The sequence below is a fragment of the Sinorhizobium numidicum genome, assembly GCF_029892045.1.
Lineage (GTDB): Bacteria > Pseudomonadota > Alphaproteobacteria > Rhizobiales > Rhizobiaceae > Sinorhizobium > Sinorhizobium numidicum.
In genome coordinates, this window is the sequence record NZ_CP120367.1 from 440,952 (window position 1) to 462,301 (window position 21,350).

The 21,350-nt window shown below is 56.6% G+C and carries 20 protein-coding genes and 3 pseudogenes; 11 read left to right on the forward strand and 12 right to left on the reverse strand.

What is annotated here, in order from left to right:
• Positions 1 to 163 precede the first annotated feature (163 nt).
• The 6 genes from PYH37_RS02055 (at position 164) to PYH37_RS02080 (ending at position 5,714) form a co-directional block, all read left to right on the forward strand.
• Positions 164 to 1,249, forward strand: a complete 1,086-nt coding sequence (locus tag PYH37_RS02055) for a fatty acid desaturase family protein (RefSeq protein WP_280731806.1) — start codon at positions 164 to 166, stop codon at positions 1,247 to 1,249.
• Between the two features lie 56 nt (positions 1,250 to 1,305).
• Positions 1,306 to 1,623 (forward strand): MocE family 2Fe-2S type ferredoxin, encoded by a 318-nt coding sequence (locus PYH37_RS02060; RefSeq protein WP_280731807.1) that lies wholly within the window; start codon positions 1,306 to 1,308, stop codon positions 1,621 to 1,623.
• A gap of 34 nt (positions 1,624 to 1,657) precedes the next feature.
• Entirely contained in the window at positions 1,658 to 2,884 is a 1,227-nt protein-coding gene (locus tag PYH37_RS02065) for an NAD(P)/FAD-dependent oxidoreductase (RefSeq protein WP_280731808.1), read from the forward strand.
• A 59-nt stretch (positions 2,885 to 2,943) separates the two neighbouring features.
• The gene (locus PYH37_RS02070) at positions 2,944 to 3,765 is read left to right on the forward strand and encodes a 3-methyl-2-oxobutanoate hydroxymethyltransferase (RefSeq protein WP_280731809.1); all 822 of its coding nucleotides are present in this window, start codon (positions 2,944 to 2,946) and stop codon (positions 3,763 to 3,765) included.
• 43 nt (positions 3,766 to 3,808) lie between these two features.
• Positions 3,809 to 4,693, forward strand: coding sequence for a formyltetrahydrofolate deformylase (purU, locus tag PYH37_RS02075; RefSeq protein WP_280731810.1), 885 nt, complete (start codon positions 3,809 to 3,811; stop codon positions 4,691 to 4,693).
• A gap of 244 nt (positions 4,694 to 4,937) precedes the next feature.
• Positions 4,938 to 5,714, forward strand: coding sequence for an ABC transporter permease (locus PYH37_RS02080; protein WP_280731811.1), 777 nt, complete (start codon positions 4,938 to 4,940; stop codon positions 5,712 to 5,714).
• Positions 5,715 to 5,734: 20 nt separating this feature from the next.
• Here the strand turns inward: PYH37_RS02080 and PYH37_RS02085 are convergent, their stop codons facing one another.
• Positions 5,735 to 6,715 carry a capsular polysaccharide export protein, LipB/KpsS family gene (locus tag PYH37_RS02085; RefSeq protein ID WP_280731812.1) on the reverse strand — a complete coding sequence of 327 codons (981 nt, stop codon included), beginning with the start codon at positions 6,713 to 6,715 and terminating at the stop codon, positions 5,735 to 5,737.
• A 311-nt stretch (positions 6,716 to 7,026) separates the two neighbouring features.
• Here PYH37_RS02085 and PYH37_RS02090 point away from each other — a divergent pair, with 311 nt between their 5' ends.
• Together PYH37_RS02090 and PYH37_RS02095 are read left to right on the forward strand one after the other, a co-directional pair.
• Complete coding sequence (locus PYH37_RS02090; protein ID WP_280731813.1) at positions 7,027 to 8,067, forward strand: capsular polysaccharide export protein, LipB/KpsS family; 1,041 nt, start codon at positions 7,027 to 7,029, stop codon at positions 8,065 to 8,067.
• A gap of 288 nt (positions 8,068 to 8,355) precedes the next feature.
• Complete coding sequence (locus tag PYH37_RS02095) at positions 8,356 to 8,952, forward strand: hypothetical protein (RefSeq protein ID WP_280731814.1); 597 nt, start codon at positions 8,356 to 8,358, stop codon at positions 8,950 to 8,952.
• Between the two features lie 9 nt (positions 8,953 to 8,961).
• Here the strand turns inward: PYH37_RS02095 and PYH37_RS02100 are convergent, their stop codons facing one another.
• The 9 genes from PYH37_RS02100 to PYH37_RS02140 all read right to left on the reverse strand — a co-directional run bounded on the left by PYH37_RS02100 (position 8,962) and on the right by PYH37_RS02140 (position 16,923).
• The gene (locus PYH37_RS02100) at positions 8,962 to 9,348 is read right to left on the reverse strand and encodes a hypothetical protein (RefSeq protein ID WP_280731815.1); all 387 of its coding nucleotides are present in this window, start codon (positions 9,346 to 9,348) and stop codon (positions 8,962 to 8,964) included.
• 97 nt (positions 9,349 to 9,445) lie between these two features.
• Entirely contained in the window at positions 9,446 to 10,144 is a 699-nt protein-coding gene (locus PYH37_RS02105; protein WP_280731816.1) for a class I SAM-dependent methyltransferase, read from the reverse strand.
• A gap of 38 nt (positions 10,145 to 10,182) precedes the next feature.
• The gene (locus PYH37_RS02110) at positions 10,183 to 10,797 is read right to left on the reverse strand and encodes a class I SAM-dependent methyltransferase (RefSeq protein ID WP_280731817.1); all 615 of its coding nucleotides are present in this window, start codon (positions 10,795 to 10,797) and stop codon (positions 10,183 to 10,185) included.
• Complete coding sequence (locus tag PYH37_RS02115; RefSeq protein WP_280731818.1) at positions 10,797 to 11,690, reverse strand: glycosyltransferase family 2 protein; 894 nt, start codon at positions 11,688 to 11,690, stop codon at positions 10,797 to 10,799. The genes PYH37_RS02110 and PYH37_RS02115 overlap by 1 nt, the downstream gene beginning before the upstream one ends.
• On the reverse strand, positions 11,690 to 12,895 hold the full coding sequence (locus PYH37_RS02120) for a glycosyltransferase (RefSeq protein WP_280731819.1): 1,206 nt from the start codon (positions 12,893 to 12,895) through the stop codon (positions 11,690 to 11,692). The genes PYH37_RS02115 and PYH37_RS02120 overlap by 1 nt, the downstream gene beginning before the upstream one ends.
• A gap of 118 nt (positions 12,896 to 13,013) precedes the next feature.
• Positions 13,014 to 14,129: a glycosyltransferase family 2 protein gene (locus PYH37_RS02125; protein ID WP_280731820.1), complete on the reverse strand. Its 1,116-nt coding sequence runs from the start codon at positions 14,127 to 14,129 to the stop codon at positions 13,014 to 13,016.
• Positions 14,130 to 14,155: 26 nt separating this feature from the next.
• Positions 14,156 to 15,496: a KpsE/RkpR family capsule polysaccharide export protein gene (locus tag PYH37_RS02130; protein ID WP_280731821.1), complete on the reverse strand. Its 1,341-nt coding sequence runs from the start codon at positions 15,494 to 15,496 to the stop codon at positions 14,156 to 14,158.
• Positions 15,497 to 16,156 (reverse strand): ABC transporter ATP-binding protein, encoded by a 660-nt coding sequence (locus PYH37_RS02135; RefSeq protein WP_280731822.1) that lies wholly within the window; start codon positions 16,154 to 16,156, stop codon positions 15,497 to 15,499.
• Positions 16,153 to 16,923 (reverse strand): ABC transporter permease, encoded by a 771-nt coding sequence (locus PYH37_RS02140; RefSeq protein WP_280731823.1) that lies wholly within the window; start codon positions 16,921 to 16,923, stop codon positions 16,153 to 16,155. Before PYH37_RS02140 ends, PYH37_RS02135 begins: the two co-directional genes overlap by 4 nt.
• Positions 16,924 to 17,403: 480 nt before the next feature.
• On the opposite strand from PYH37_RS02140, the gene PYH37_RS02145 reads away from it, so the two are divergent.
• On the forward strand, positions 17,404 to 18,216 hold the full coding sequence (locus tag PYH37_RS02145) for a M10 family metallopeptidase C-terminal domain-containing protein (protein ID WP_280731824.1): 813 nt from the start codon (positions 17,404 to 17,406) through the stop codon (positions 18,214 to 18,216).
• Between the two features lie 342 nt (positions 18,217 to 18,558).
• On the opposite strand, the pseudogene PYH37_RS02150 reads toward PYH37_RS02145, so the two are convergent.
• A pseudogene (locus PYH37_RS02150) lies at positions 18,559 to 19,621 on the reverse strand (ROK family protein).
• 384 nt (positions 19,622 to 20,005) lie between these two features.
• Between PYH37_RS02150 and PYH37_RS32155 the strand changes: the two are divergent.
• Together PYH37_RS32155 and PYH37_RS02160 are read left to right on the forward strand one after the other, a co-directional pair.
• Positions 20,006 to 20,498: pseudogene (locus PYH37_RS32155) on the forward strand (DnaT-like ssDNA-binding protein).
• Positions 20,498 to 20,903, forward strand: a pseudogene (locus PYH37_RS02160) (hypothetical protein). Before PYH37_RS32155 ends, PYH37_RS02160 begins: the two co-directional pseudogenes overlap by 1 nt.
• Here the strand turns inward: PYH37_RS02160 and PYH37_RS02165 are convergent.
• Positions 20,871 to 21,281 (reverse strand): rhodanese-like domain-containing protein, encoded by a 411-nt coding sequence (locus PYH37_RS02165; RefSeq protein ID WP_280731826.1) that lies wholly within the window; start codon positions 21,279 to 21,281, stop codon positions 20,871 to 20,873. The pseudogene PYH37_RS02160 and the gene PYH37_RS02165 overlap by 33 nt on opposite strands.
• Between the last annotated feature and the right edge of the window lie 69 nt (positions 21,282 to 21,350).

Consider the following 21,350-nt stretch of genomic DNA (forward strand, 5'->3'; position numbering starts at 1 on the left):
GCCGCTCTCCTCCCTGACATTATTCCCTCATTCATGAGGTGGCCCACCTGATGGTATTTGAGAGAATATATCATGACTGCATTGAGAACTCGCAGAAGTCAACATATTCTCGTTTTCATCGAATGGAGGCGCCGATCGGGAGTGGGCGCTTCGGGAGACAGGGATGACGACGGTTCCCACGAAACGAGATTACAGCCTGCTCGGTCGCGATGCGGAGGCAGCCGTCGCCAACGGCCTTTCGGCCGCTGAGTGGTATCACACGGATATTCCGCGCAAGCAGATGAAAGAGCTGATGAAGCGCGAGGATGGCCCAGCTATCCGAGATACTCTCATATGGCTCGCCAGCTTGGCTCTCTTTGGCGGGCTTGGCATCTATTTTTGGGGCACCTGGTGGGCGATCCCGTTCTTTCTTGCCTATGGCGTCCTATACGGTTCGGCTTCCGACAGCCGCTGGCATGAATGCGGCCATGGCACCGCCTTCAAGACGATGTGGATGAACGACGCCGTCTACCAGATCGCCTGTTTCATGATCATGCGCAATCCGGTGACCTGGCGCTGGAGCCATACCCGTCACCACACCGATACGGTCATTGTTGGTCGCGACCCGGAAATCGCCGTCATGCGGCCCCCCGACCTCCTGCGTCTCATCCTCAATTTCTTCGGGATCATCGACGTCTGGCATGCCGTTATCGACATGGTTCGGAACGCCTTCCGGGTGATCAGCGCCGCCGAGAAGACCTTCATCCCGGAAATGGAGCGGCCGAAGGCGATCCTCGTTGCCCGCATCTGGCTGGCGATCTATCTCGGTGCGATCGGCCTTTCGATCTATCTCAGCTCGATCCTGCCTTTGATGCTGATCGGACTGCCCCGGCTCTATGGCGCCTGGCATCACGTGCTGACCGGTTTGTTGCAGCACGGCGGTCTTGCCGACAACGTCACCGATCACCGGCTGAACAGCCGCACCGTCTATATGAATCCGGTCAGCCGCTTCATCTACTGGAACATGAATTACCACGTTGAACATCACATGTTCCCGATGGTGCCCTATCATGCGCTGCCGAAACTGCATGAAATGATCAAGCACGATCTGCCGGCAGCCAATCCGTCGATGCTTCACGGTTATCGTGAAATGATCCCGGCCTTCCTCAGACAGCTGCGCAACGAGGATTATTTCCTGAAGCGCGAATTGCCGCCGACGGCGAGGCCCTATCGCGAAGAGTTCCACAACGACCGGATCGCGGCCGAGTGAGGCGCCGGGTAGCGCGCACCTGGCAATCAAGACAACTCGCATGAATGGAGGAAACCATGAGCTCGAACTGGGTCGAGGTTTGTGCGGCCGGCGAAATCGACGAGGAAGACGTGATCCGCTTCGACCATGAAGGACGCACCTTCGCCGTCTATCGCAGCCCCGATGACGAGTATTTTGCGACCGATGGGCTTTGCACCCACGAGCACATTCATCTGGCCGACGGCCTGGTGATGGACGATATCATCGAATGTCCGAAGCATAATGGCCGCTTTAATTACAAGACCGGCCAGGCCAGGGGCGCGCCTGTCTGCGTCAACCTCAGGACCTATCCGGTCAAGGTCGAGGGCGGTAGTGTCTTCATAGCGATCGCTTGAAGATCAACGTCCGAGCGCGGGAAGGGAGGAAAGCATGATGCACATTGTCATCGTTGGCGCCGGCGAATGCGGCGCGAGAGCCGCCTTTGCCCTTCGGGAAAAGGCTTTTGACGGCGAGATTACGCTGATCGGCGCCGAAACGCATCTTCCCTACGAGCGTCCGCCGCTTTCGAAAGATGGGCTTGTGAGCGCCGCACCTCCCAAGTACGTGGCGGACGCCGATCGCTACGATGAGGCGGGCATAACCGTGCTGACGGATGCTGTCGTCGAGAAGATCGACCGCGGGGGCAAGGCAGTGATGCTCTCCGACGGCCGTTCGATCGAATATGATCGGCTGCTCTTGGCAACCGGTGCACGGCCGCGGGCCTTTCCAGGCGTCCCGGAAGGCTCACCGCATATTCGCATGCTGAGAACCCATGCCGATGCGCTCGCGATCCGCGCGGCCCTTGAGCCGGGCAGGAGGATCGCGATTATCGGCGGCGGCTTCATTGGTCTGGAGCTCGCCGCCACCGCGCGCAAACTGGGTGCCGGGGTCACGCTCCTCGAGGGCCTGCCGAGGGTCTTGAGCCGAGGCGTACCGGAAGAGATCGCGGCGGTGATTGCTGAAAGGCACCGGAGCGAGGGGGTCGAAATCATCTGCGGCGCCACGATTTCAGGAATTGAGGACAACGGTAACGGCGCGCTCATACTGCTTGCCGATGGCGGCAGCATCTCCGCCGATATTGTGGTCGTCGGCATAGGGGCTATCCCCAATGCCGATCTTGCCGAGGCGGCCGGGCTCGCGATCGAAAATGGTATCGCTGTCGACGAGACGCTGCGGACGTCCGATTCTGATATCTATGCCGCCGGCGACTGCTGTTCTTATCCGCTCACGCACTATGGCGGCCGCCGGGTGCGGCTAGAAGCCTGGCGCAATGCTCAGGATCAGGGGACATTGGTCGCCACTAATCTGATCGGAGGATCAGAGCCTGTCTCAAGCGTTCCCTGGTTCTGGTCGGATCAGTATGAGCTCACCCTGCAGATCGCAGGCCTTGCCGATGGTGCGGCAAGAACGGTTAGGCGCGACATGGAGGAGGGGGCCTTCATTCTCTTCCACTTGGACGCTGACGGCCGGCTGATTGCGGCGAGCGGCATCGGCCCGGGCAATGCCGTCGCCCGGGACATCCGCCTTGCCGAAATCCTGATTGCAGCCGGCGCCCGGCCCGACCCGGCAGCGCTTGCCTCTCCCGAGACCAAGCTCAAGAAGCTCCTGGCGGCCTGAGCACCGCCAGGACGCGCGAACTTGACCCATTGCGTTACGCATTTTCCTTGGAGATTTCGATGAGAAACCGTCGTCCGACAGTTGCCGACCTGTTATCGATGAAGGGCAAGAGGCAACTGACCATGCTGCGCGTCGTGACGCTCGAGGAGGCGGAAGCCGCCGAGAAGGCCGCCATCGATCTCGTCTCCGTTCCGCCGGCGCTGCTCGGACCTGAGTTTCGTGAAGCCGCACCCACCTGCTTTGCCTTTCCCGGGCTCGAATATGGCGACTACTGCACCGCCGACGATTATATCCGCGCGGCCTTCAAGGCACTTAAGGCAGGCGGTGACGCCGTCTATTGTGCGGCAAGCCTCTCGACCGTCAGACGAATGCGCGACGAAGGTATTCCCGTCTGCGGACATGTCGGGCTGATCCCGTCCAAGGCCACCTGGACCGGCGGCTTCCGAGCCGTCGGCAAGACGGCCGATAGTGCGCTCGAGGTCTGGCGCCAGACGAAAGCACTCGAAGAGGCCGGAGCCTTCGCCGCCGAAATCGAAGTCGTCCCCGGAGAGGTGGCGACCGCCATCTCGAAGCGCACATCGCTCCTGATGCTCTCCATGGGCGCTGGCACTGGATGCGATGGGCAATACCTCTTCGCCGACGACGTGCTTGGTGAAAATCGCGGACATTATCCGCGTCATGCGAAGGTCTACCGCAACTTTGCCGCCGAATTCGATCGGCTTCAGCAGGAGCGCATCGCAGCCTTCCGCGAATATGCCGAAGACGTCCGCTCCGGCGCCTATCCGGAAAAGGCGCATATGGTCGGCATAGCGCCAGGGGAATTAGAGGATTTCCTGAAGCAAATCGACATGCAGGAACAGGCTGCTTTTCGCGCAAGGTGATAATAGCGGCTCGGCGCTGCAACAGGTGACATAAGGACGAATCATGCACACTTACGTTTTAACGGTAACCTGCAAATCGACGCGCGGGATCGTGGCCGCCATTTCCGGCTATCTCGCCGAACAGGGCTGCAACATCATCGACAGCTCGCAGTTCGACGATCTCGGCACAGGCCGCTTTTTCATGCGCATCAGCTTCATCTCCGAGGAGGGAGCCGGCCGCGAGGCGCTCGAAAAGGGCTTCGCGCCGATCGCCGAGAAATTCGCCATGGAAGCCGAGATGCGTGATGCGAATGAGCGCATGAAGGTGCTGTTGATGGTGTCGCGCTTCGGCCATTGCCTCAACGACCTGCTCTACCGCTGGAAGATCGGTGCGCTGCCGATCGATATCGTCGGCGTCGTCTCCAACCATTTCGACTACCAGAAGGTCGTCGTCAACCACGACATCCCGTTCCACCACATCAAGGTGACGAAGGAGAACAAGCCGCAGGCCGAAGCGCGGCTGATGGAGATCGTCGAGCAGAGCGAGGCCGAGCTGATCGTGCTCGCCCGCTACATGCAGGTGCTGTCCGACCCGCTCTGCAAGAAGATGTCGGGGAAGATCATCAACATCCACCATTCCTTCCTGCCGAGCTTCAAGGGCGCCAATCCGTACAAGCAGGCCTATGAGCGCGGCGTCAAGCTGATCGGCGCAACGGCGCACTACGTCACCGCCGATCTCGATGAGGGCCCGATCATCGAGCAGGACATCGCCCGCATCACCCATGCGCAGAGCGCCGAGGACTATGTGTCGATCGGCCGCGACGTCGAAAGCCAGGTGCTGGCGCAGGCCGTGCACGCCCATATCCACCAGCGCTGCTTCATCAACGGCAACCGCGTCGTCGTCTTCCCGCCGAGCCCCGGCAGCTACGCCTCCGAGCGCATGGGCTGACTTCTGACTGGTGAAATTCGAAGCGGCCCCGCCAAAAATTTTGCCAGTAAGGGCGGATTGTGGAATATGCCGCGGGCGCGGGGTGGGGTGATTTGGATATAGCCCCGCGTCACGTCTACAGCGCCGTGCGTCTTTTCAGACGCACAAAGATCGCTGTAGCACTTTGAATTGCTGCATGTTTTTACCCTTAAATCGGCTCCGATTTTAAGGAAACATGCAGTAGGGGAATCACGCGGGGCAAGACGTGAAGCTTATTGAACAGCACATCAGAGTGACGGCCGCCTTGATCGTTCGCGAGATGTCGACGCGCTACGGTTCCAAGCCCGGCGGCTATCTCTGGGCGATCTTCGACCCGGTGGCGCATGTCGCGATGATGACGCTGATCTTCCAGGCATTTGCCCGCATGCCGGCGCTGGGCTTGAGCTTTCCGCTATTCTTTGCAAGCGGCTATCTGCCCTTCACCTTTTACCAGCGCATGTCGTCCTTCATGGCGGGGACGATGAAGGCGAACAAGACGCTTCTTTCCTATCCGGTCGTCTCGCCCTTCGATGCGATCATCTCGCGCTTCGTCCTGCAGCTCATGACCGATGCCCTGGTCACCGCTCTCATTCTGATGATGATCCTTGCGATGAGCGGCGCCACCGCGTCGATGAACACCGCGGGCATGATCGAGGCCGCCGGTGCCGCTGCTGTCCTAGGCCTCGGGGTAGGCACGATCAACATCGTCATGTTCGCCCGTTTCCCGCTTTACGAGCAGATCTTCGGCATCATCAACCGACCGCTGTTCATGGTATCGGGCGTCTTCTTCCTGCCGGAGAACCTGCCGAACCCGTTCAGGGATTACATCCTCTATAATCCGCTCGTGCATATCATCATGTGGTTCCGCCAGAGCGTGTACCCGGAATACCGTGCCGACGGGCTGGACAAGGGCTACGTGATCGAATTCGCGCTCGTCTGCTTCGTTCTTGGGCTGCTGCTGCTGACGACGTCGATGCGTGAGATCCGCGAGGATCGGCTTTAGGGCGCTAGTAAAGTGGAGTCTTACGCCGCCATCTGCTCCGAACGCATCCTGGCGAGCACCTCCAACGCCTCCTCGATCTCGATCGGCGTCTTGGTGATCGGGTGGAGATATTTCGGATAAAGAATATAGGCAGCCGCAAAGACCTGATCGATCGTAAGCTTCCGGTTGCGACGCGGATTGGGTTGCCGGTCGTCCGTCAGCCCCCATCCGGAATAAAAGGGGGAACCGATCGTCGTGACCTTGATGCCACGCAGCAACGCCTCGAAGCCCGAAAGCGAGGTGATGGTATAGACGTGATCGACCGTTTCGAAGGCATCGGCGAGGCTGATATCCCGATCCAGGATCATCGCAATGTCGCGGACAAGCTTCGGATTTGACTTTGCCAGGGCCGTCCTCTTGAGCACTTCCGGGTGCGGCTTGTAGATGACCTGCGCATCAGGGTTCTCGTGTCTCGCAAGCCTGACCAGATCGTTGTTCGTGACCTTCTGTGCGCAGCCGTAGGCAATCGATGCATCGCGCTCGACCTGCCCGATCACCAATATGCGCTTTCCCCTTTTCTCGCCATAGATGGAGGCGATGTCGACCGAATGCCCGGAATTGTATTTGCTGAGCCGGCTCGCGAGCAGCCATTCCCGGGTGGCCCTTGCCCGTTTCATCAGCGCGTAGTCGCTCTCGAAATCATAGTTTTGCAGAATGTCTTCGAGATCGGTGGGACCCTTGGAGTTGAAGTACATGTCCTGCGCGTCGAACGCCAAGGAAAGCGGAGGCACTCGTAAGGCGCCGAGCGCCACGGAGCGAAGGAACCCGTCCTCCACGTAGTGAAAGGGGATCTCATGACGGAGACAAAATTCCTTAAGTTTCGGCGGCCCCCTGTATTGCCACGCTAGAACATGCGCGCCGGGCTTCTGCAGAAGTCGCCGCTGCCAGACAAGATCAAACTCCAACGGCAGGAGATTTCGCCTTGAGAAAATCACATCGGCGTCCGGGAACCAGTCGTGCATGAAGTTTTTCCAGCGACTGAACCCGAAGAGGAACAGGGGAGGCTTGCGCGCGGCCGGCGTAATTTTGGCAGATAAGAAGAACATCCATGTCACCGCGCTACCGTCGCAGCAAAGCCTTGCAAATTCTGGCGCCGGTTCAAACCGCTGCCGTTTGATTGTTTCCGGGTCGCGTCCGTCAGCGCCCAGTCGGAAATAGATCCTCTGCATCTCCTTATAGCGATTCAAGCTCTAACGACAACCGGCTGAACCTTGATTTGGCGTTGTCACTTGGCGCCCGATCGGCCATATATTCCGCGCAAATGGAGAGGCTCATGGCACGTCAAGCCGCTTTCTTCGGTTTCGAGCCGTGGAAGGACTATATTCCCCGGTGGTTCCCCGACCGGAAGTGCAAAGTCATAACTCGTAAAACGGAGTTGATGTTGCTCCGGGGCTGGCCATTTCGGCTGCTTCTATCGCCAAGACAGGATGTATTCGTCTGGGGCTTCAAGCATCCGCCATTTCTGAAGAAATTCTGCCGGTTCTTCGGCATTCCTTTCTACCATGTAGAAGACGGGTTCGTTCGTTCGGTGTCGCTGGGTGCGATGAGGGCGGCCCCGGCCTCGCTGATCATAGACAAAAGGACGATGCACTATGACGCGCAAAACCCATCAGATCTCGAGAGCACCCTGCAGTCCTACGATTTTGCTGCGGACGCGGCTTTGATGGTACGTGCCGACCAATGCATCCGCATGCTGCTCGATCTGCGCGTGAGCAAATATAATCTCGGCAAGCGCGTTGGCATCGACACCATGCTCGGGCCGAAGACCAAGAGGCGAGTCCTCGTCATCGGCCAAGTCGAGACGGACGCCGCAATCGCCTTCGGCTGTGACCGGCCGTTTAGCAACAACGATCTCGTAATACTTGCGGCATCGGAAAATCCGGACGCCCAGATCGTTTACAAGCCTCATCCGGAGGTTCTGCATGGCACGCGTGCGGGCGTATCCGATCCCGCTGAGGTGGCGCATCTCTGCACCATTCTAAACGAGGACGTGACGCCCGCCGACGCGCTCGACGGAGCCGACCACGTCTATACGATCACGTCGCTCATGGGTTTTGAAGCATTGCTGCGCGGTATACCCGTAACCTGCATCGGCCTTCCCTTCTATGCGGGCTGGGGCGCGACCGACGACCGGCAAGTGAGCCCGCGCCGAACGAGACAGCTCTCGCCCGTTGAGATCTTCGCCGCTGCTTATCTGCTGCATTCGCGGTATTTCGACCCGGAAACCGGAGAGCCCAGTGACTTGGAGCGCGTCATACGGCGGTTGAGCGATATGCGCCAGCGGGACACGCGACTTCAGTCGACTGAATATTGAAAAAAAGCCGAGATCAGCATTGTTCGGACCTTCGGGCGTTTAACATTTTTACGGACTGGGGTTCGCGTTGCCTCGGTACAACTCACCACTCGGCTGATGTTTGTATCGTCACTGGAGAAAACGAATGTAGCCTTGACGATATAGCATCCATATGCAGGATGCCTTCGAATTGCGAGGGAGCCGGAAATGCCGACGTGTCCGATTTGTAGTGGAACAACATTTGCCGCCTACCGGGGCAGATTGAATGCGAGATGCGCGGGATGTGGTTCCAAGGAACGTGCCCGTCTAATGGCCCTCGTCATCCGTCGATTTGCTCCGGCCAAAAATGGGAAGCCGGTTTTTCATTTTGCTCCTGAAGAGGCTATTGCGGATATTCTCATCGAAACCTACGGAGAGAATTATTTCCCCGCCGATTATGTACCTGAGGAATATTCGTGGTCGAAGGTTCCTGTCACGAAAGTCGACCTAAGCAGACCCCTAGAGTATTTGCCGCGCAACGGTCTCAACGGATTGGTCCATTCGCACGTTCTCGAACACATTCCCGGTTCAGTTGAGCGAGTTATTTGTGAAATGAACGAAGCCTTAGTGATAGGTGGTTTCCACCTATTTCAAGTGCCGATTGAACGCGGCTGGTATCGGGAGGATATGAACCCGTCCATGCCGCGTGAACAGCGAGAGGCTATGTTCCTGCAATTCGATCATCTACGCGTTTTTGGAAAGGAAGACTTCGAAGATAGATGCCTTCGATTGTTTAAGGATTTTGAGCGAATTAATCTCAAGGAGAAAATTTCTGACGGGGAACTTGCGGCTGCCGCCGTTCCTCCAAGCTCTTTAACTACCTACAATGGGCATACGGCTTTTTTGTTCATAAAGCGAGCATCATAGGGATGAGAATCAGTCCTCTTCCTCTGCTTCTCTTATCTTAAGCGCTGCGATGCAAAGCGCCAAAGCGGGAGTTGCTGCACGGCAATAAGGACCTCCGTTTATGACGGCGGTACCGCAGTGGCCGTCCGTCTCGTCAGACCAACTCACTCCTCCCGTAGACCGAGGCGCGACGAGGTCCACCAGTTGCAGAGCAGAGTCGATGGTCTCGGTGAAACGGGGAAGGCGTGCAGTTTTCTCGCCGTGCAAAAACCAAATGACGTTTCGCGACGCTTCACCGTTTTCTTGTGTGTATTCGACCCTCCTTTGCCAACCCACAAGGAGACCGATTTTCACGTCGACTTCGCGGCTAGCATGTTTGAGGTTCTGTAGTTCTTGTATCAAGTCAGCGATTGCCATTTACAGGGTCCGTGACGGTTACAGAGAGTTCTAGGGCCCGAGGCATGCCAATCTGGATCGGTATGACGGCCAGTGTGCGCAGCCAGCGATCAGTTGCTTACTCCTTGATCGCGATCCATGCGATATGCCCCGCGATAAGCAGTTTGGTAAAGTTACGCTCCCAAGCCGTCGCCCTCCTAAGGTTTCCATCAATGAAATGGTTAAAAATACTTTCAAAGCTGAAAAACTCACTGAATTTCTCTCTGCTGATGATACGCCGCATCGTCAAAGTAATCCCGTCAATGCCGGGCCGAAGCTGCGTGACAGATAATCCGTGAGATCCAAGAACCTGCACTAATCCGTAAGCAGTCCAGTTAAAAATGCTGTGGCTATGGTATGGCTCCAGCTGAGATACCGAACCAACGAAAATACCGCCCTTCTTAAGAACGCGCGCAACTTCAGCGATTACATCGTCGGGGTAGCGAACGTGTTCCAGAACCTGCTTGCAAAAAACCACATCAAAGCGGCCATCGGGAAAAGGCATTGTTCTCCCGTCGTACGTTTTAAATTCCAAGTCTTTGCGCGTGCGGACTTCGACCTCCGGGGAACTTTCTATGTCCAGACCAACATAGTGTATTCCTGGCATCTGCTGCCTAAGTCTCTCGTAAGACTCCCCCGTCCCTGCACCGAGATCAAGGAGACTCTCGTGCCCCTGAAATTGTGGCTTATTTAGCTCGATCATCCTAAACACATCCACCTGAGCGGCGGTATCTGTTGGAATTTTGTTCTTCAAAACGTCTCGGATTGTATCCGTCATTTACACTCCATTCGTAGAGCCGCTGTGTAGTAACGCAACTACATGCGATGCTCCTTTTCGTATATGTAAAAGTCAGCGAAGCTAGTGTCCTGTGGACGCATCATGTCATGTGGGTAGTGATTGACTTCTCGTTCAATAAGCCTCCATCCGGCGACATTTTGCTCTATCCAGCGAGTAAATTTCCGATGGCGCACATGCGGAGCAGGCGATGGGTCATCCTCATTGCTGCTATAGATAATCACGTAACGCGTCGCCCAGGCGAATAGATCTCGGATGTATTTCTCGAATATGTTATCTTCCACCAAATGGAAGATAACATCGAGTGACAAAGCTAGTTCCTGTGGTGGAAGTCCATTGAGAAGGTCGTAGCAGATAAAACACTTCGTATAGTCCTCAGCGAACGATCGTTGACATGCTTCTACTGCGGCGGGGGCGATGTCTAGACCAATATACTGAGGATAGCGCGCTAGATCGAGTTGCGCCCCGTCGCCGCACCCAAATTCAATTACGGAAAAAATTTGGTGAGCTGCAACAAAATCATTGATGAAGTCAGCTTTGTATACTGCCAGCCGACCGTAAGATCCATCTCCGGAGTCCCTTCGTTTTTGATAGCGATGCTCCCAATACGCTCCGGAGTCAAAATCCTGGGACATTAAGCTTTCAATCCATTCTTCAGAGTGTGAGCGAGAAATGCTTTTGGTCTTGCCTTTAGAGCCCTCCACATGTACTGACGCGTGAGTTTTGCGCTCTTATTGTTCTGGGCAAAACGAGCGGACAGCATCTCCATATTGTAAAGCCGCATGGCCCTAAAGCTTTCACCATAGCGGTTGAAAAGAACTCGATGTTTGTCGAAGATATGAGCGTTGCAGGCCCGTATCTCGTCGGCATTCCGGCCAATGTCCGACTTGTGGTAGACGCAGAGAGCGCCGTCGTGTCGGACGTTCTTTATCACGCCTCCATGCGTCAAAAATCGGACGAAATAGTCAAGGTCCTGCAATCGGGGCAGGCGCTCATCGAACCAGCCTACATCCTTGAATGATTGTGCGGGACCCAGCAGAGTCCAGAGGTAAGCTCGTAAAGTCGACCCGATAAGCAGGCCCTTCATCTGGTCCTGGTCGGTTCTTTGAGTATTTTTCTTCTTCTTTCGTCCTGCCCAGGCCCAATCATAGTTGCAGGTCACCCAAAACGGCCTGTTCATGTGAGCAGACTCGACTAGGGTAACATGGTCGAACTGGCGATCCAGCTTGTCCGGATACCACTCGTCACCCGCGTCAAGCCAAGCAACGTATGGACTTTCGATCGAATCCAACAGCACATTTCGCGTATAGGGTCGGCCCCGATTAACTTGGTTGAAGATCGGGTCAATCCTCATCTCAGAATGCTCGGCGATTGCTTCCACTGCTTTTCGGAGATCCGGACGTGACCCATCGTCCGCAATCACGATGCGTTTCTCTCCCGGCCAAGACTGTCGCGCAATTGATCGCAGACTCAGGGCGAGTGCTTCGGGATCGTTGTAGTGTGGGATCAATATGTCCAGCGTAGCCATCAGTTCGCCCTTTCTGTGAGCGTCTCGATAAGGTTCACCCAGTTGGCGCGATACCGATCCAACGTGAATTCACTTACGCTTTCGGGCGCATTTCTGCTGAGTGACTCCCTCAAGGTTTGGTCTTCCATCAGCCGGCGTAGCGCCTTGGCCAGGCCGTCGTCGCCTCCGTTACGCTCGACCGCTAACCCGTTGTATCCGTCCTTGACGAACTGGTTAACACCTGGGCAATCCGCGTAGGACACCACGGGGACGCTCATGTGAAGGGCTTCTGCTGGCGACAGGCCAAAGCCTTCGAAATGGGCGGGGTGGCAGAATATTGCGGCTCTATCATATTCGCGCCCCAAATCACTGCGGTGTCCACCGAGCTCGAAGCTCTTCGTTAGCCCCAGTTTCACGATTTCTTCCTTCAACTCACGTTGTTGGGGGCCCGTCCCATAGACGATGACTTTCCAGTCTGGGAAATCATTGGCGAGAGTCGCCCACGACCGCAGGAGTTGCGTATAGTTCTTCACCTCCGCCAAGCGTCCGACTGCCAGGATCAGTTTATCGCGTACTGCTTTTGGCCGCCGCGCGAATTCCGGTGAGACGTAGTTGGGTATGGCAACGACTCGTTCCTTCAGATGCGCTGGAAACCAGTCCCCGAAGCTAGGAAACAAGACATGTATGGCGGCAGCATAATCGAGCACGTCCCTGCGAAGCTTACGGTCGACCGGATTCGGATCCCAGCGATGCGGAGATTCGTAGTCCTCTTTGGGCACGTTATGATTCGTCGCGACCACCTTCACGGAGGTTCCCGCCGCAGCTAGGAGCGTAACGGTATTTGCCGGTGGCATGAGGCTGATCGCTAGTACGGGCTTGGCAAACAGAAAATATTCCCGCAGCTGTGACAGGAAAAAATCGTTTTTCTGATCCCACAGCGCCCGGTTTTTTGCGTCGGTAGAGACGAAGGGGAGGCGCTGCGTCAGCATTGCCCTCCGCTGCTTTTTGGTATTTGTTTTTCCATAAAGGTTGATCAACTCCGCCTTCGGACTGATCGGGTAAAAGGGTGGCGTATCTTTGGTGTCAAAGTGTAGACATGTTACGCGATAGCCACTCTCGATGAGGACGTTAGCGAGTTCGCAGTAAATTCGCTCAGCGCCGCCGCTTCTTCCTCCGAGCTGGCGGATCACGAGTGCGATGTGTTTCGCGTTCTTGAATTCCTTCACTCAATCTTTCCTCAATGATAACGGTGCGGCGCATGTTTAATGGAGCCCACAGAGCGGTCAAGGCAAAAACACTAATCTCCAGGGGTGTGAATCGGCATGAGGTCGATCGGGCTGCAGCTCAGGCCATGAGCTTCTGAATGAGGTCGCGGTGTTCGCTGACCTGAGCCCTAATACTCTCGTCCTGCAGCAGCCGATCCATTGCACAACGATAGCGAGAATAGCGTCTCTGCCGCAGAGAAGGCGGAGGAAAAATGCGGAAATATCCGCGCAGTACGCACTCGGCTGCCGCTCGAAATGGGCCGGCGGGACACCTTTTCAAGGCAATCGAGCTGGCGAAGAACGACGCTGCTTTGGATCTGTTCCCGAGTTCCTGGTAGTCTTCCGTGATGTTTTGTAGGAACTCGGCTTTAATTGTCTCGTCGGTTTTTGCGGCGCGTCGGATGTGATTTCGGTACATGGCGATGTGACCTAAAAGTTTCTTCCGGTAGTTCAGCGTTATTCGATCGTGACTATGATCGACATAAACGCAAAGCGGTTCAGCGATCGCCACATATTGTACATGGTCAGACAATCTAATGAAAAAGTCCCAGTCCTGAGATGCTGGGAGTGTCTCATTAAAGCCGCGAACCTGGCGAGCAATTCCAGCCTCAACGACGACTGAGCTCAGAGTTCCGATAAAGTTTGATTTTCTGATCTTTTGATCATTCAGGACATTCCCGCCGAATTGTCTCGCAATGATTTCCCCACGATCATCAACGCGATAACGGCCTGTGGCAGACAGCACGGGTTTTTCGTTCGCAGCCTTGGCCTTTTCAATCGCATCGAGCTGTTGTTTTAGTTTTTCTGGAAGCCATAGATCATCACTGTCCAGAAACGCGATGTAACGACCACCCGCAGCGAAGATGCCCTTGTTTCTTGCATGGTTTGCCCCGAGGTTTTTATCGTTAAGAATGAGCTTAATGTTGAGATCTGTGGGAAAATCCGAGACAATGCATTTCACGTCTTGGAGAATGCTTTCTTCCGAACAGTCGTCGACGACTATTACTTCGGTGGGGCGCGCTGTTTGTTGGACGACCGAGTTCAATGCCCTGCGCAGAAGTGACGCTCGGTTATAGGTTGGAATAACTACACTGACATCACATACGCGCATTCTTTTGTGCTTAGCCTTTAAGACCGTGGACTCATAGGATAGGAGATCACCGCACAAAGACGGCGCAAATGCCTCGGCAGGCAAGTATACGGAACTCCGACTGGGAAGAGTTAAGCTCGGTCCCGAATATTGTAATAGCTCATCACGCCAATCCCCCAGGCGAAGAGCAGCCCAAGTGTCACAAGAAGCGCATTGATCAACCGGCTCGGATATTGCGCTAGCTGCGACAGCGTCGGTTCGATGAAGAGCGCGAGATAGCGCTGGCGATTGTTCGCTTCGATACGCGCTTTCTCGAGAGATCCTAACGCCGCCGTATAGGCGCGCTCGGCGAATTCGCGCTCCGTCTCCAGTTCCTCGAACTGTGCGATGCGCCCTGCGACGTCTGGCGAGTTGGCGTCGGCGCTTGAGTTAAAGTTCCTTTCGCCGGTGCCGAGTCGTTGGCGTTCGACGTCCAGCTGCTGTTCCAGGCTCTCGATGCGTGTCTTCAAGACCCGGGTGCGCGGCGTATTCTCGCCCATCTGGCTCTTGGCTGTCGCAAGGTCCGCATTCAACTGCGTCAGCTGCTGCTCCAGCGATCCGATGAGCTGGATCGCCAGCTTCGCCCCTTCTTCCGGGCTGATTTCCTGCGACTTATCGCGGTAGTCGCGCAGCGCCGCGCGCGCTTTTGAAAGCCGTGCCTCGCCCGCCAGCACCTCGTCCTGCGCGGCGCGCAGCACGTCGTTGCGTGCCGAGAGCGAAAGGCTGTTCACGAGATTGTCGCTCTGATCGACGATGAACTGCGCGATCTCCTGCGACTGCTTCGGATCGAAGGCCTTGACAGTCACCTGCATGATGCCGGAGGCGTGGTCGAAATTCACAGTCACCATATCTCGCCAGTAGGCGAGCTTGTCCTCAATCGGCAGATCGGAGCCGATGCCGTAGAAATAATCGAGGCCGCGGGTGGCATAGACGTCCTCAAGCTTGAACTTGCGATCGGCAGCCTCGACCATCCTCTCGCTGAGGATATAGTCCATGAGGATATAGCTGTCCGAGACGGTGCTGCCGCCGGAGGCCTGCGTGAACATGCCGAGGATATCGGAAGAAACACCGCCCTCGATGCTCCGGACGGCAAAGGAACTCGAGCTGTGATATTGGTCGGCGGCGATGAAGGCCATGTAGAGCGAGGCGAGCGTCGCCGGCACTGCGACCAGTCCGAGGAACGAGGCGCCGATGACCGCGTGGCGCCAGCGCAGCTTCTTCAGCCATCCGGGCTTCCAGTCCGCCTCTTTGGCGGGCTCGATCTTGTTGCGCCGCTCCTGCAGCGGGATGACTGGTGCGCTCTCTTTTCCAAGCAGCCCTTCTAGAACGGCGATGCCCTTGTTCTTTGCGGCGGCCTTGGCGGTCGTTTCCGCTTTGTCGGCGGTCTGCGCGGAACCGGGCTTGTTCACTGCCGCCTCTTTACTGACCCCCATTTAATTTTCCCTCATGTTCTTGTCGTGTGCGCGGATCGCGTCCTCGACATCGTCATAATAAATCAGCTTGCCTGTTTCCAGCACGACGCCGCAGTCGCAATAGTCGCGGATCGTTTTGGTGCTGTGCGAGACCATCACTACGTCGGAATCCTGAAGCTTGGTCTCGAAGACAGCTTGGCACTTTTTCTTAAAATTTGAGTCACCAACGGCGGTAATTTCGTCGACGAGATAATAGTCGAAGTTGACGCCCATACTCAAGCCAAAGGCTAGCCGCGCCTTCATGCCGGAGGAATAGGTGCCGACCGGGGCTTTGAAGAAGGGGCCGAGCTCGGCGAAATCCTCGACGTAACCGATCAACTGCTCGGTATCGACGCCATAGATGCGGGCGACGAAGCGGACGTTCTGCTCGCCGGTCATGGATCCCTGGAAACTGCCGGCGAAGCCGAGCGGCCAGGAGATCTTGCCGCGGCGGATGATTCGGCCGTTGTCGAGCTTGATCGCGCCGGCGATGAGCCTCAGAAGCGTGGATTTGCCCGCGCCGTTGCGGCCGAGCAGCCCGACGCTCTTGCCGCGGTTGAGGGTGAGCGAAGCCTCCTCGATGATCGGCTTCTTGATACCCTTGGTGCGGGCATATTTCGTAGCCTGCTCGAACCGGATCATTCGTTTCTCAGCGTCTTTGATGAAAAAGTGAACACGAGCATTCCGGCAAACAATGTCAGAAATGCGATTCCGTAAAGGTAGTTCATGTCGAGGCCGATCGCCCGATATTCCGGATAAAACCCCTGGCGAAAGCCCATGATGATGTGAACCAGCGGATTGAGCAGGACGAGATGGTTGTAGGGAGCGGGAATCGCATCGGGCAGGAAGAACACACCCGATATCATAAAGAGCGGACGGTTGACGATGCTGAAGACCTGCTCGTAAAGCGGATATTTCAGGAATAGCACACTGTTGATCATCGCCACGCCGAGGCCGAAAACGCAGGCCATTGAGACGGCCTCCAGGATCGACGGCCAATGGAGGCTGGTCTCGACGCGCATTGTCGCGATGATGGTTCCGAGCACGACGACAGCGACGAGCGACGTCGTGCAGACCTGCAGGATGAAGCGCGCGACGATCGTATCGATGGGCGCAACGTTGGGATAGCTGAGCAGTGCCCTGTTGGCCCTGACGGCGCTGTTCAGATAGGAGGTCATCGCCTGATAGAACTGGAAGGCGATGTAACCGGTAGCGAAAAACAGTGCAAAGCTTGGGCCCAACGCCGGCGTGCGGGCGATCGCCCCGAAGACTAACGTCATCAGGAAAATGTGGGCAGCCGGATCGAGCAGCGCCCAGATATAGCCGCCGGGCTTGGATCCGAACCGCGTCGACATCTCCCGCACGAGAAGCGCGCCGACGACGCGAAAATGGGTGGATAGATAGCTCACGTGTCAGTTATCCGAAAGGATCGAGAATGCGCCAGCTTTCCGCAGCTCTGGTCGAAAATTTTGCGGAAGGATGCGGATATTTGAAATTCGATATCACAGGGGCGGTCGATCGGTGACCGCCCAATAACGCCGTCCGGCCACGGTCCACTATGCCTGCGGACGTGCCTTCGGCGTCTACGTTGCCAAGTTTCTATCGCGATAGTTGTTACTCGATTTCGTTCCTTTCAATACCAAGGTCGTGAAGATAGAGAAGATAACCACCGCATACAAGCTAATTGGCGCTGATTGCTGGTGACACGTTTGGCTCGGGACTAACAGACCCCTGCCAATGTCATGATGTGGTGCTTGTTTATGCTATCGGCTTTGCCAAGAGCGATTAGCAGATCGTTTCCGTCGGTAGCAGTGCCGGCGTTCGAGGGATAGCGATTGCCTGCAACCTTAGAATGAGTTATCGGTGGAGTGTCCACAAGAGAGGGTATTATGGGCGCGACAATCACAATCAACTCGATCTATAACTTCAACTCCAATCTTCCTGATTTTAGCTCCATCTACTATGCAGAGTCGTATTACCGGAATTCGACGGTTTTTCGCGCGACCTACGACACGGGGGAGGCCGAGGAATTCCGGGGCAGCGGCTTTCGCTACAACAGCGATGGAGTTCCGATTGCCGGCACGGTGACAAGCTATTCGCTCATATACAATGGAAATGTCGAGATCAGCATCAAGGGAATATCGATTGCCGCAGCCTCGTTCGTTGCGGTGGCCGACACGGGTGGCATAGACGATGATGCGGCACTGATCGCAAGGGCTCTTACCGGCCATGATACTTTCAGCGGCGGCTCTGGCTCCGATACATTTAACGGCCAGGCCGGCAACGATAAGCTGAGTGGGAACTACGGCAGGGACACGCTTATTGGCGGACGCGGCAACGACGTCCTGCACGGCGGGCGCGACCAGGACTTCCTGACAGGTGGATCTGGAGCCGATACCTTCATGTTCTACTCGGTCAAGGAATCTCGTGCCAATAGCTCGGAACGTGACAACATCTATGGGTTTACGAGCGAGGACAGGATCGATCTGTCCGCCATGGATGCGAACGCTCTCACGAGAACCAACAACACCTTCACCTTCCTCGGTGAGTCCGAATTTACCGGCCGACCAGGTCAGCTTCGTTACGAGAAAACGGCGTCCGGCACCGAGATCTATGCCGACATCAATGGCGACGCGGTGGCCGACATGTCGATCTTTCTCGACACAATGATGACGCTCGACAAGGGCTACTTCGTACTCTGAGTCGATCACTCTTCAGCAAAGATTAGGCCCCGCTTCGGCGGGGTTTTTTTGCCCAGGACAGAGACTTCCGCCTCCGTCGCGCGTTGCAGGTGAGGTCCGCCGCCCACTGCGGAAACGGCAGTTTCTGACCGCCTGAAAATGAGGGGATGGGCGGTGCCCTGCCACCGAAATTACCAGTCTACGCTCGATCGACAAAGTGAGGCCACGAGCAGCCGATCTCAATAACTCAATGACAGGTGTTGCGTTAGCAGCCGCACCAGGGCCCCCTTCTTAAATCACTGCCACAGCCGATAATCAGCGGCTCAGGCTTGTTGCGGCTGCCAAAGCGGCGGTTGCTGATCTCTAGCATTTGTTGCTGAAGTGAGCGTTGCCGAGCCCCGTGCCGATCGTCAGGACTCCCCAGCCTGATACGTCCTGCATGAAGGGGATTTGCGACAGTCCTTGAACGACGGCGTCGTTGTGCATGATCACCAAGGTTTCGTCTTCACCGATTTGTGGAATGGCGCTCGTGAGGGCGACGGGCAGATTGAAGTGTTCGCTCTCCCAATTGCTGCCCGGCAGGTTTTGCCCGCCACGCGCAATCGACCCATCCGCGTTGATGATACCGGGACAGGCCACGCCGATGACGGGTGCCGGCGTGAGATCTGCCTTGTCCGCTTTGGCAATAAGCTTTTCGATCATCGCGACGAGACGTTCGATCGTGGCTGCGATTAGGTTCGTCGTCCGCATGTCGCCAGATATCCGACTTCCAGACCTTGGCCTTTGAGAGGTCCGGGTCCTCCTTCAAATGCAGCTCGACTATTCCGACGCGAACATTCGTGCCGCCGATATCAACGGCGAGAATCGCCTTGTGACCCTTCAGCATCCAAGATGGCACAAGATGGACGGCTCCGATAAGTCCGGCATCATGTGGATGGTGGACGATAGGGTTGAGTTCTATCTTGAAACCCTCGGCTTTTAGCAGCACCATCGCACGGGCAATTGCGAGTTCGCCGATAGCGCTCGCTCTAAAGCCGCCGCCAACCACGACACGTTCAGTATTCTTCCAGCTTTTCTGGCGCAAAAAACGGCCGAGAACATTGGCTAGTTCGCCCGCGAAATCGTCAACCGCCCCTATAATCAGGGCGGCTGCCTCCTTGTCCTCACTGCGTAGAAGGGCATCGATCTGCTTTTTCGACAAATTATTGGTTGGTGTCTTCCCGAGCGGATCGCTGCCGCCCTTGCGTACGCGCTTGCGCCAGGCATCGAGCTTTTCTTGAAAGGCGAACTTGTTTGCCTTGTCGCCTAAGAAACTGTCGCCGTCGCGCAGTTCCGTATTGTAGTCGTCGACTGTGACTGACCGCAGATCACCGGCACCATGGGTGAGAGGAGCGCCGTTTTGCTTCTCTTTCTCCGATTTGCCCACGCTGCCTCCCTTATGATGCCTCGCCCGGACTTCCTCCGTCCTGACGTAAATCGACGACGTTCCCGCGCTACGCCGGTCCTTTGCGATCAAGCAAAGCCCGACCATCTTGTCTAACGTTATCCTCGCTATCCAGCTTAGGCCATGAACGACCAAAGACGGAACCATTCCGCAAGACGATGCTCCCCAACCCCGGCGAAACGGCCGCTGGCGGAATGTCTACGGCTACCTTGTCGCGAACGTGCGCACCGGGCGCACCGGCAGAGCTTTACGCTGGGCACGAGGTGGGAAAGCCGGAGATGTCTGTCGTCAAGATCTATCGTCCCGAGGATCAGGAACCAAGCCCTGCAATCAGCCCGGCGGCTTTCACGTGCATCGGAGATAGACATGGCCGGTTACGACACAGATCAGGGCTTCCGGGATCATGCGACGGCGGCCGGCTATGCCATCCCCGAGGCCACGACCGATCCTCAGTTTGCCGCCGCGACTCAACGCGGCTCTCTGGTGAACGATCGATATGAGCCGCGGTTCAGCGGCAAGCGCACCGGCGGCTTCGCACAGGAGCGTGCATGGCCGCGCACCGGTGCCACGACCTATTATGGCGAAGCGATTCCTTCTGATGGGACCCCGGTCGTCATCATTCACGCCTCATACGAGGCTGCTTTCCTTGAGCGGACGAACCCCGGCGGCTTTCGCCAGTGGTGACCGGCACGTCAACGGTGAAGCGCGTGAAGATCGGACAGCTTTAGGTCGAGCATTCAACCTCTACTTCAACGGCTACCGATGATCTTGTTGCGCTCGCAATGGCGGTCGTAACCACGATCGAGGGGCTGCTCTGGCCGTTTCTCGTTCCGTGCTGGCGGGTGCGATAGTGGTCTGATGGCGAACCCGATCTATGCCCGCCTTCAGGCGGCAGCGCAGCGCCTCATAGGCAAGTACGGTCAGACCGGAGCAGTGAAGCGGGAGACGCCGCCGATCCGGTCTACGGCGGAGAGCCCGTAGCGACTCCTATCCGGTCCGGCAACTCTCGTCCCGATGGCCTACGAGGCGGCTACGTCGACGGCACCACGATCAAAACCGGCGACATGCAGATCTACATCTCGTCGGTAGAACTAGCGATTGAGCCGACGGTCGGCGACGTCGTCACGGCGAATGGCACCGATTGCGCTATATCAACGGCGACCCGAACAAATACTATGGCATCACGCCGTGCGTCTTCGTTATTGAAGAGTTGCTGCGTGAGCCAACGCCATCATATATCAGATGGATTGGGCTTCGCCCCTGACTCGCTCCAGTCCTTGAGAGCGCCTGGGTTATAGACCCGCTCATAACCAAGATCTTTCAGCGTCTTTCCGCTCAACGCGGAACGGCCATCGGATGCGCAATAGAGGATGATAGGACGGTCTTTCGAAAATGCTTCGTCGTGGTACGGCGTCTCTGCGTCCGCTCGGAACTCCAGCATGCCTCGCGGCACATGTAGAGCTCCGGACACTTTGCCGCTGGCCTGAAACTCAGGCGTGTCGCGGACATCAACGAGATAGCATTTTCTTCCTCCACCATTCTGCGAGTCAAGGAAGGCGAGAAGTCCACAGAGAGTCGAATAAAGGCAGCCGAGGATAAAGCCGAAAAGGCGTCTACGGATCTCGCCGCCAATAAACTTCATACCGCAAAGGTTTACGTCTCTAAGCAGGGGCTTCGCGAAACCACCGAGCAGATTTTGGCGGCGATCGGT

Excerpts from the sequence above, each read along its gene's own strand:
- PYH37_RS02055 (WP_280731806.1), top strand. The coding sequence starts at position 164 with ATGACGACGGTTCCCACGAAACGAGATTACAGCCTGCTCGGTCGCGAT.
- PYH37_RS02060 (WP_280731807.1), top strand. The coding sequence starts at position 1,306 with ATGAGCTCGAACTGGGTCGAGGTTTGTGCGGCCGGCGAAATCGACGAG.
- PYH37_RS02065 (WP_280731808.1), top strand. The coding sequence starts at position 1,658 with ATGATGCACATTGTCATCGTTGGCGCCGGCGAATGCGGCGCGAGAGCC.
- PYH37_RS02070 (WP_280731809.1), top strand. The coding sequence starts at position 2,944 with ATGAGAAACCGTCGTCCGACAGTTGCCGACCTGTTATCGATGAAGGGC.
- purU (WP_280731810.1), top strand. The coding sequence starts at position 3,809 with ATGCACACTTACGTTTTAACGGTAACCTGCAAATCGACGCGCGGGATC.
- PYH37_RS02085 (WP_280731812.1), bottom strand. The coding sequence starts at position 6,715 with ATGCACGACTGGTTCCCGGACGCCGATGTGATTTTCTCAAGGCGAAAT.
- PYH37_RS02090 (WP_280731813.1), top strand. The coding sequence starts at position 7,027 with ATGGCACGTCAAGCCGCTTTCTTCGGTTTCGAGCCGTGGAAGGACTAT.
- PYH37_RS02095 (WP_280731814.1), top strand. The coding sequence starts at position 8,356 with ATGGCCCTCGTCATCCGTCGATTTGCTCCGGCCAAAAATGGGAAGCCG.
- PYH37_RS02100 (WP_280731815.1), bottom strand. The coding sequence starts at position 9,348 with ATGGCAATCGCTGACTTGATACAAGAACTACAGAACCTCAAACATGCT.
- PYH37_RS02105 (WP_280731816.1), bottom strand. The coding sequence starts at position 10,144 with ATGACGGATACAATCCGAGACGTTTTGAAGAACAAAATTCCAACAGAT.
- PYH37_RS02110 (WP_280731817.1), bottom strand. The coding sequence starts at position 10,797 with ATGTCCCAGGATTTTGACTCCGGAGCGTATTGGGAGCATCGCTATCAA.
- PYH37_RS02115 (WP_280731818.1), bottom strand. The coding sequence starts at position 11,690 with ATGGCTACGCTGGACATATTGATCCCACACTACAACGATCCCGAAGCA.
- PYH37_RS02130 (WP_280731821.1), bottom strand. The coding sequence starts at position 15,496 with ATGGGGGTCAGTAAAGAGGCGGCAGTGAACAAGCCCGGTTCCGCGCAG.
- PYH37_RS02135 (WP_280731822.1), bottom strand. The coding sequence starts at position 16,156 with ATGATCCGGTTCGAGCAGGCTACGAAATATGCCCGCACCAAGGGTATC.
- PYH37_RS02145 (WP_280731824.1), top strand. The coding sequence starts at position 17,404 with ATGGGCGCGACAATCACAATCAACTCGATCTATAACTTCAACTCCAAT.
- PYH37_RS02165 (WP_280731826.1), bottom strand. The coding sequence starts at position 21,281 with ATGAAGTTTATTGGCGGCGAGATCCGTAGACGCCTTTTCGGCTTTATC.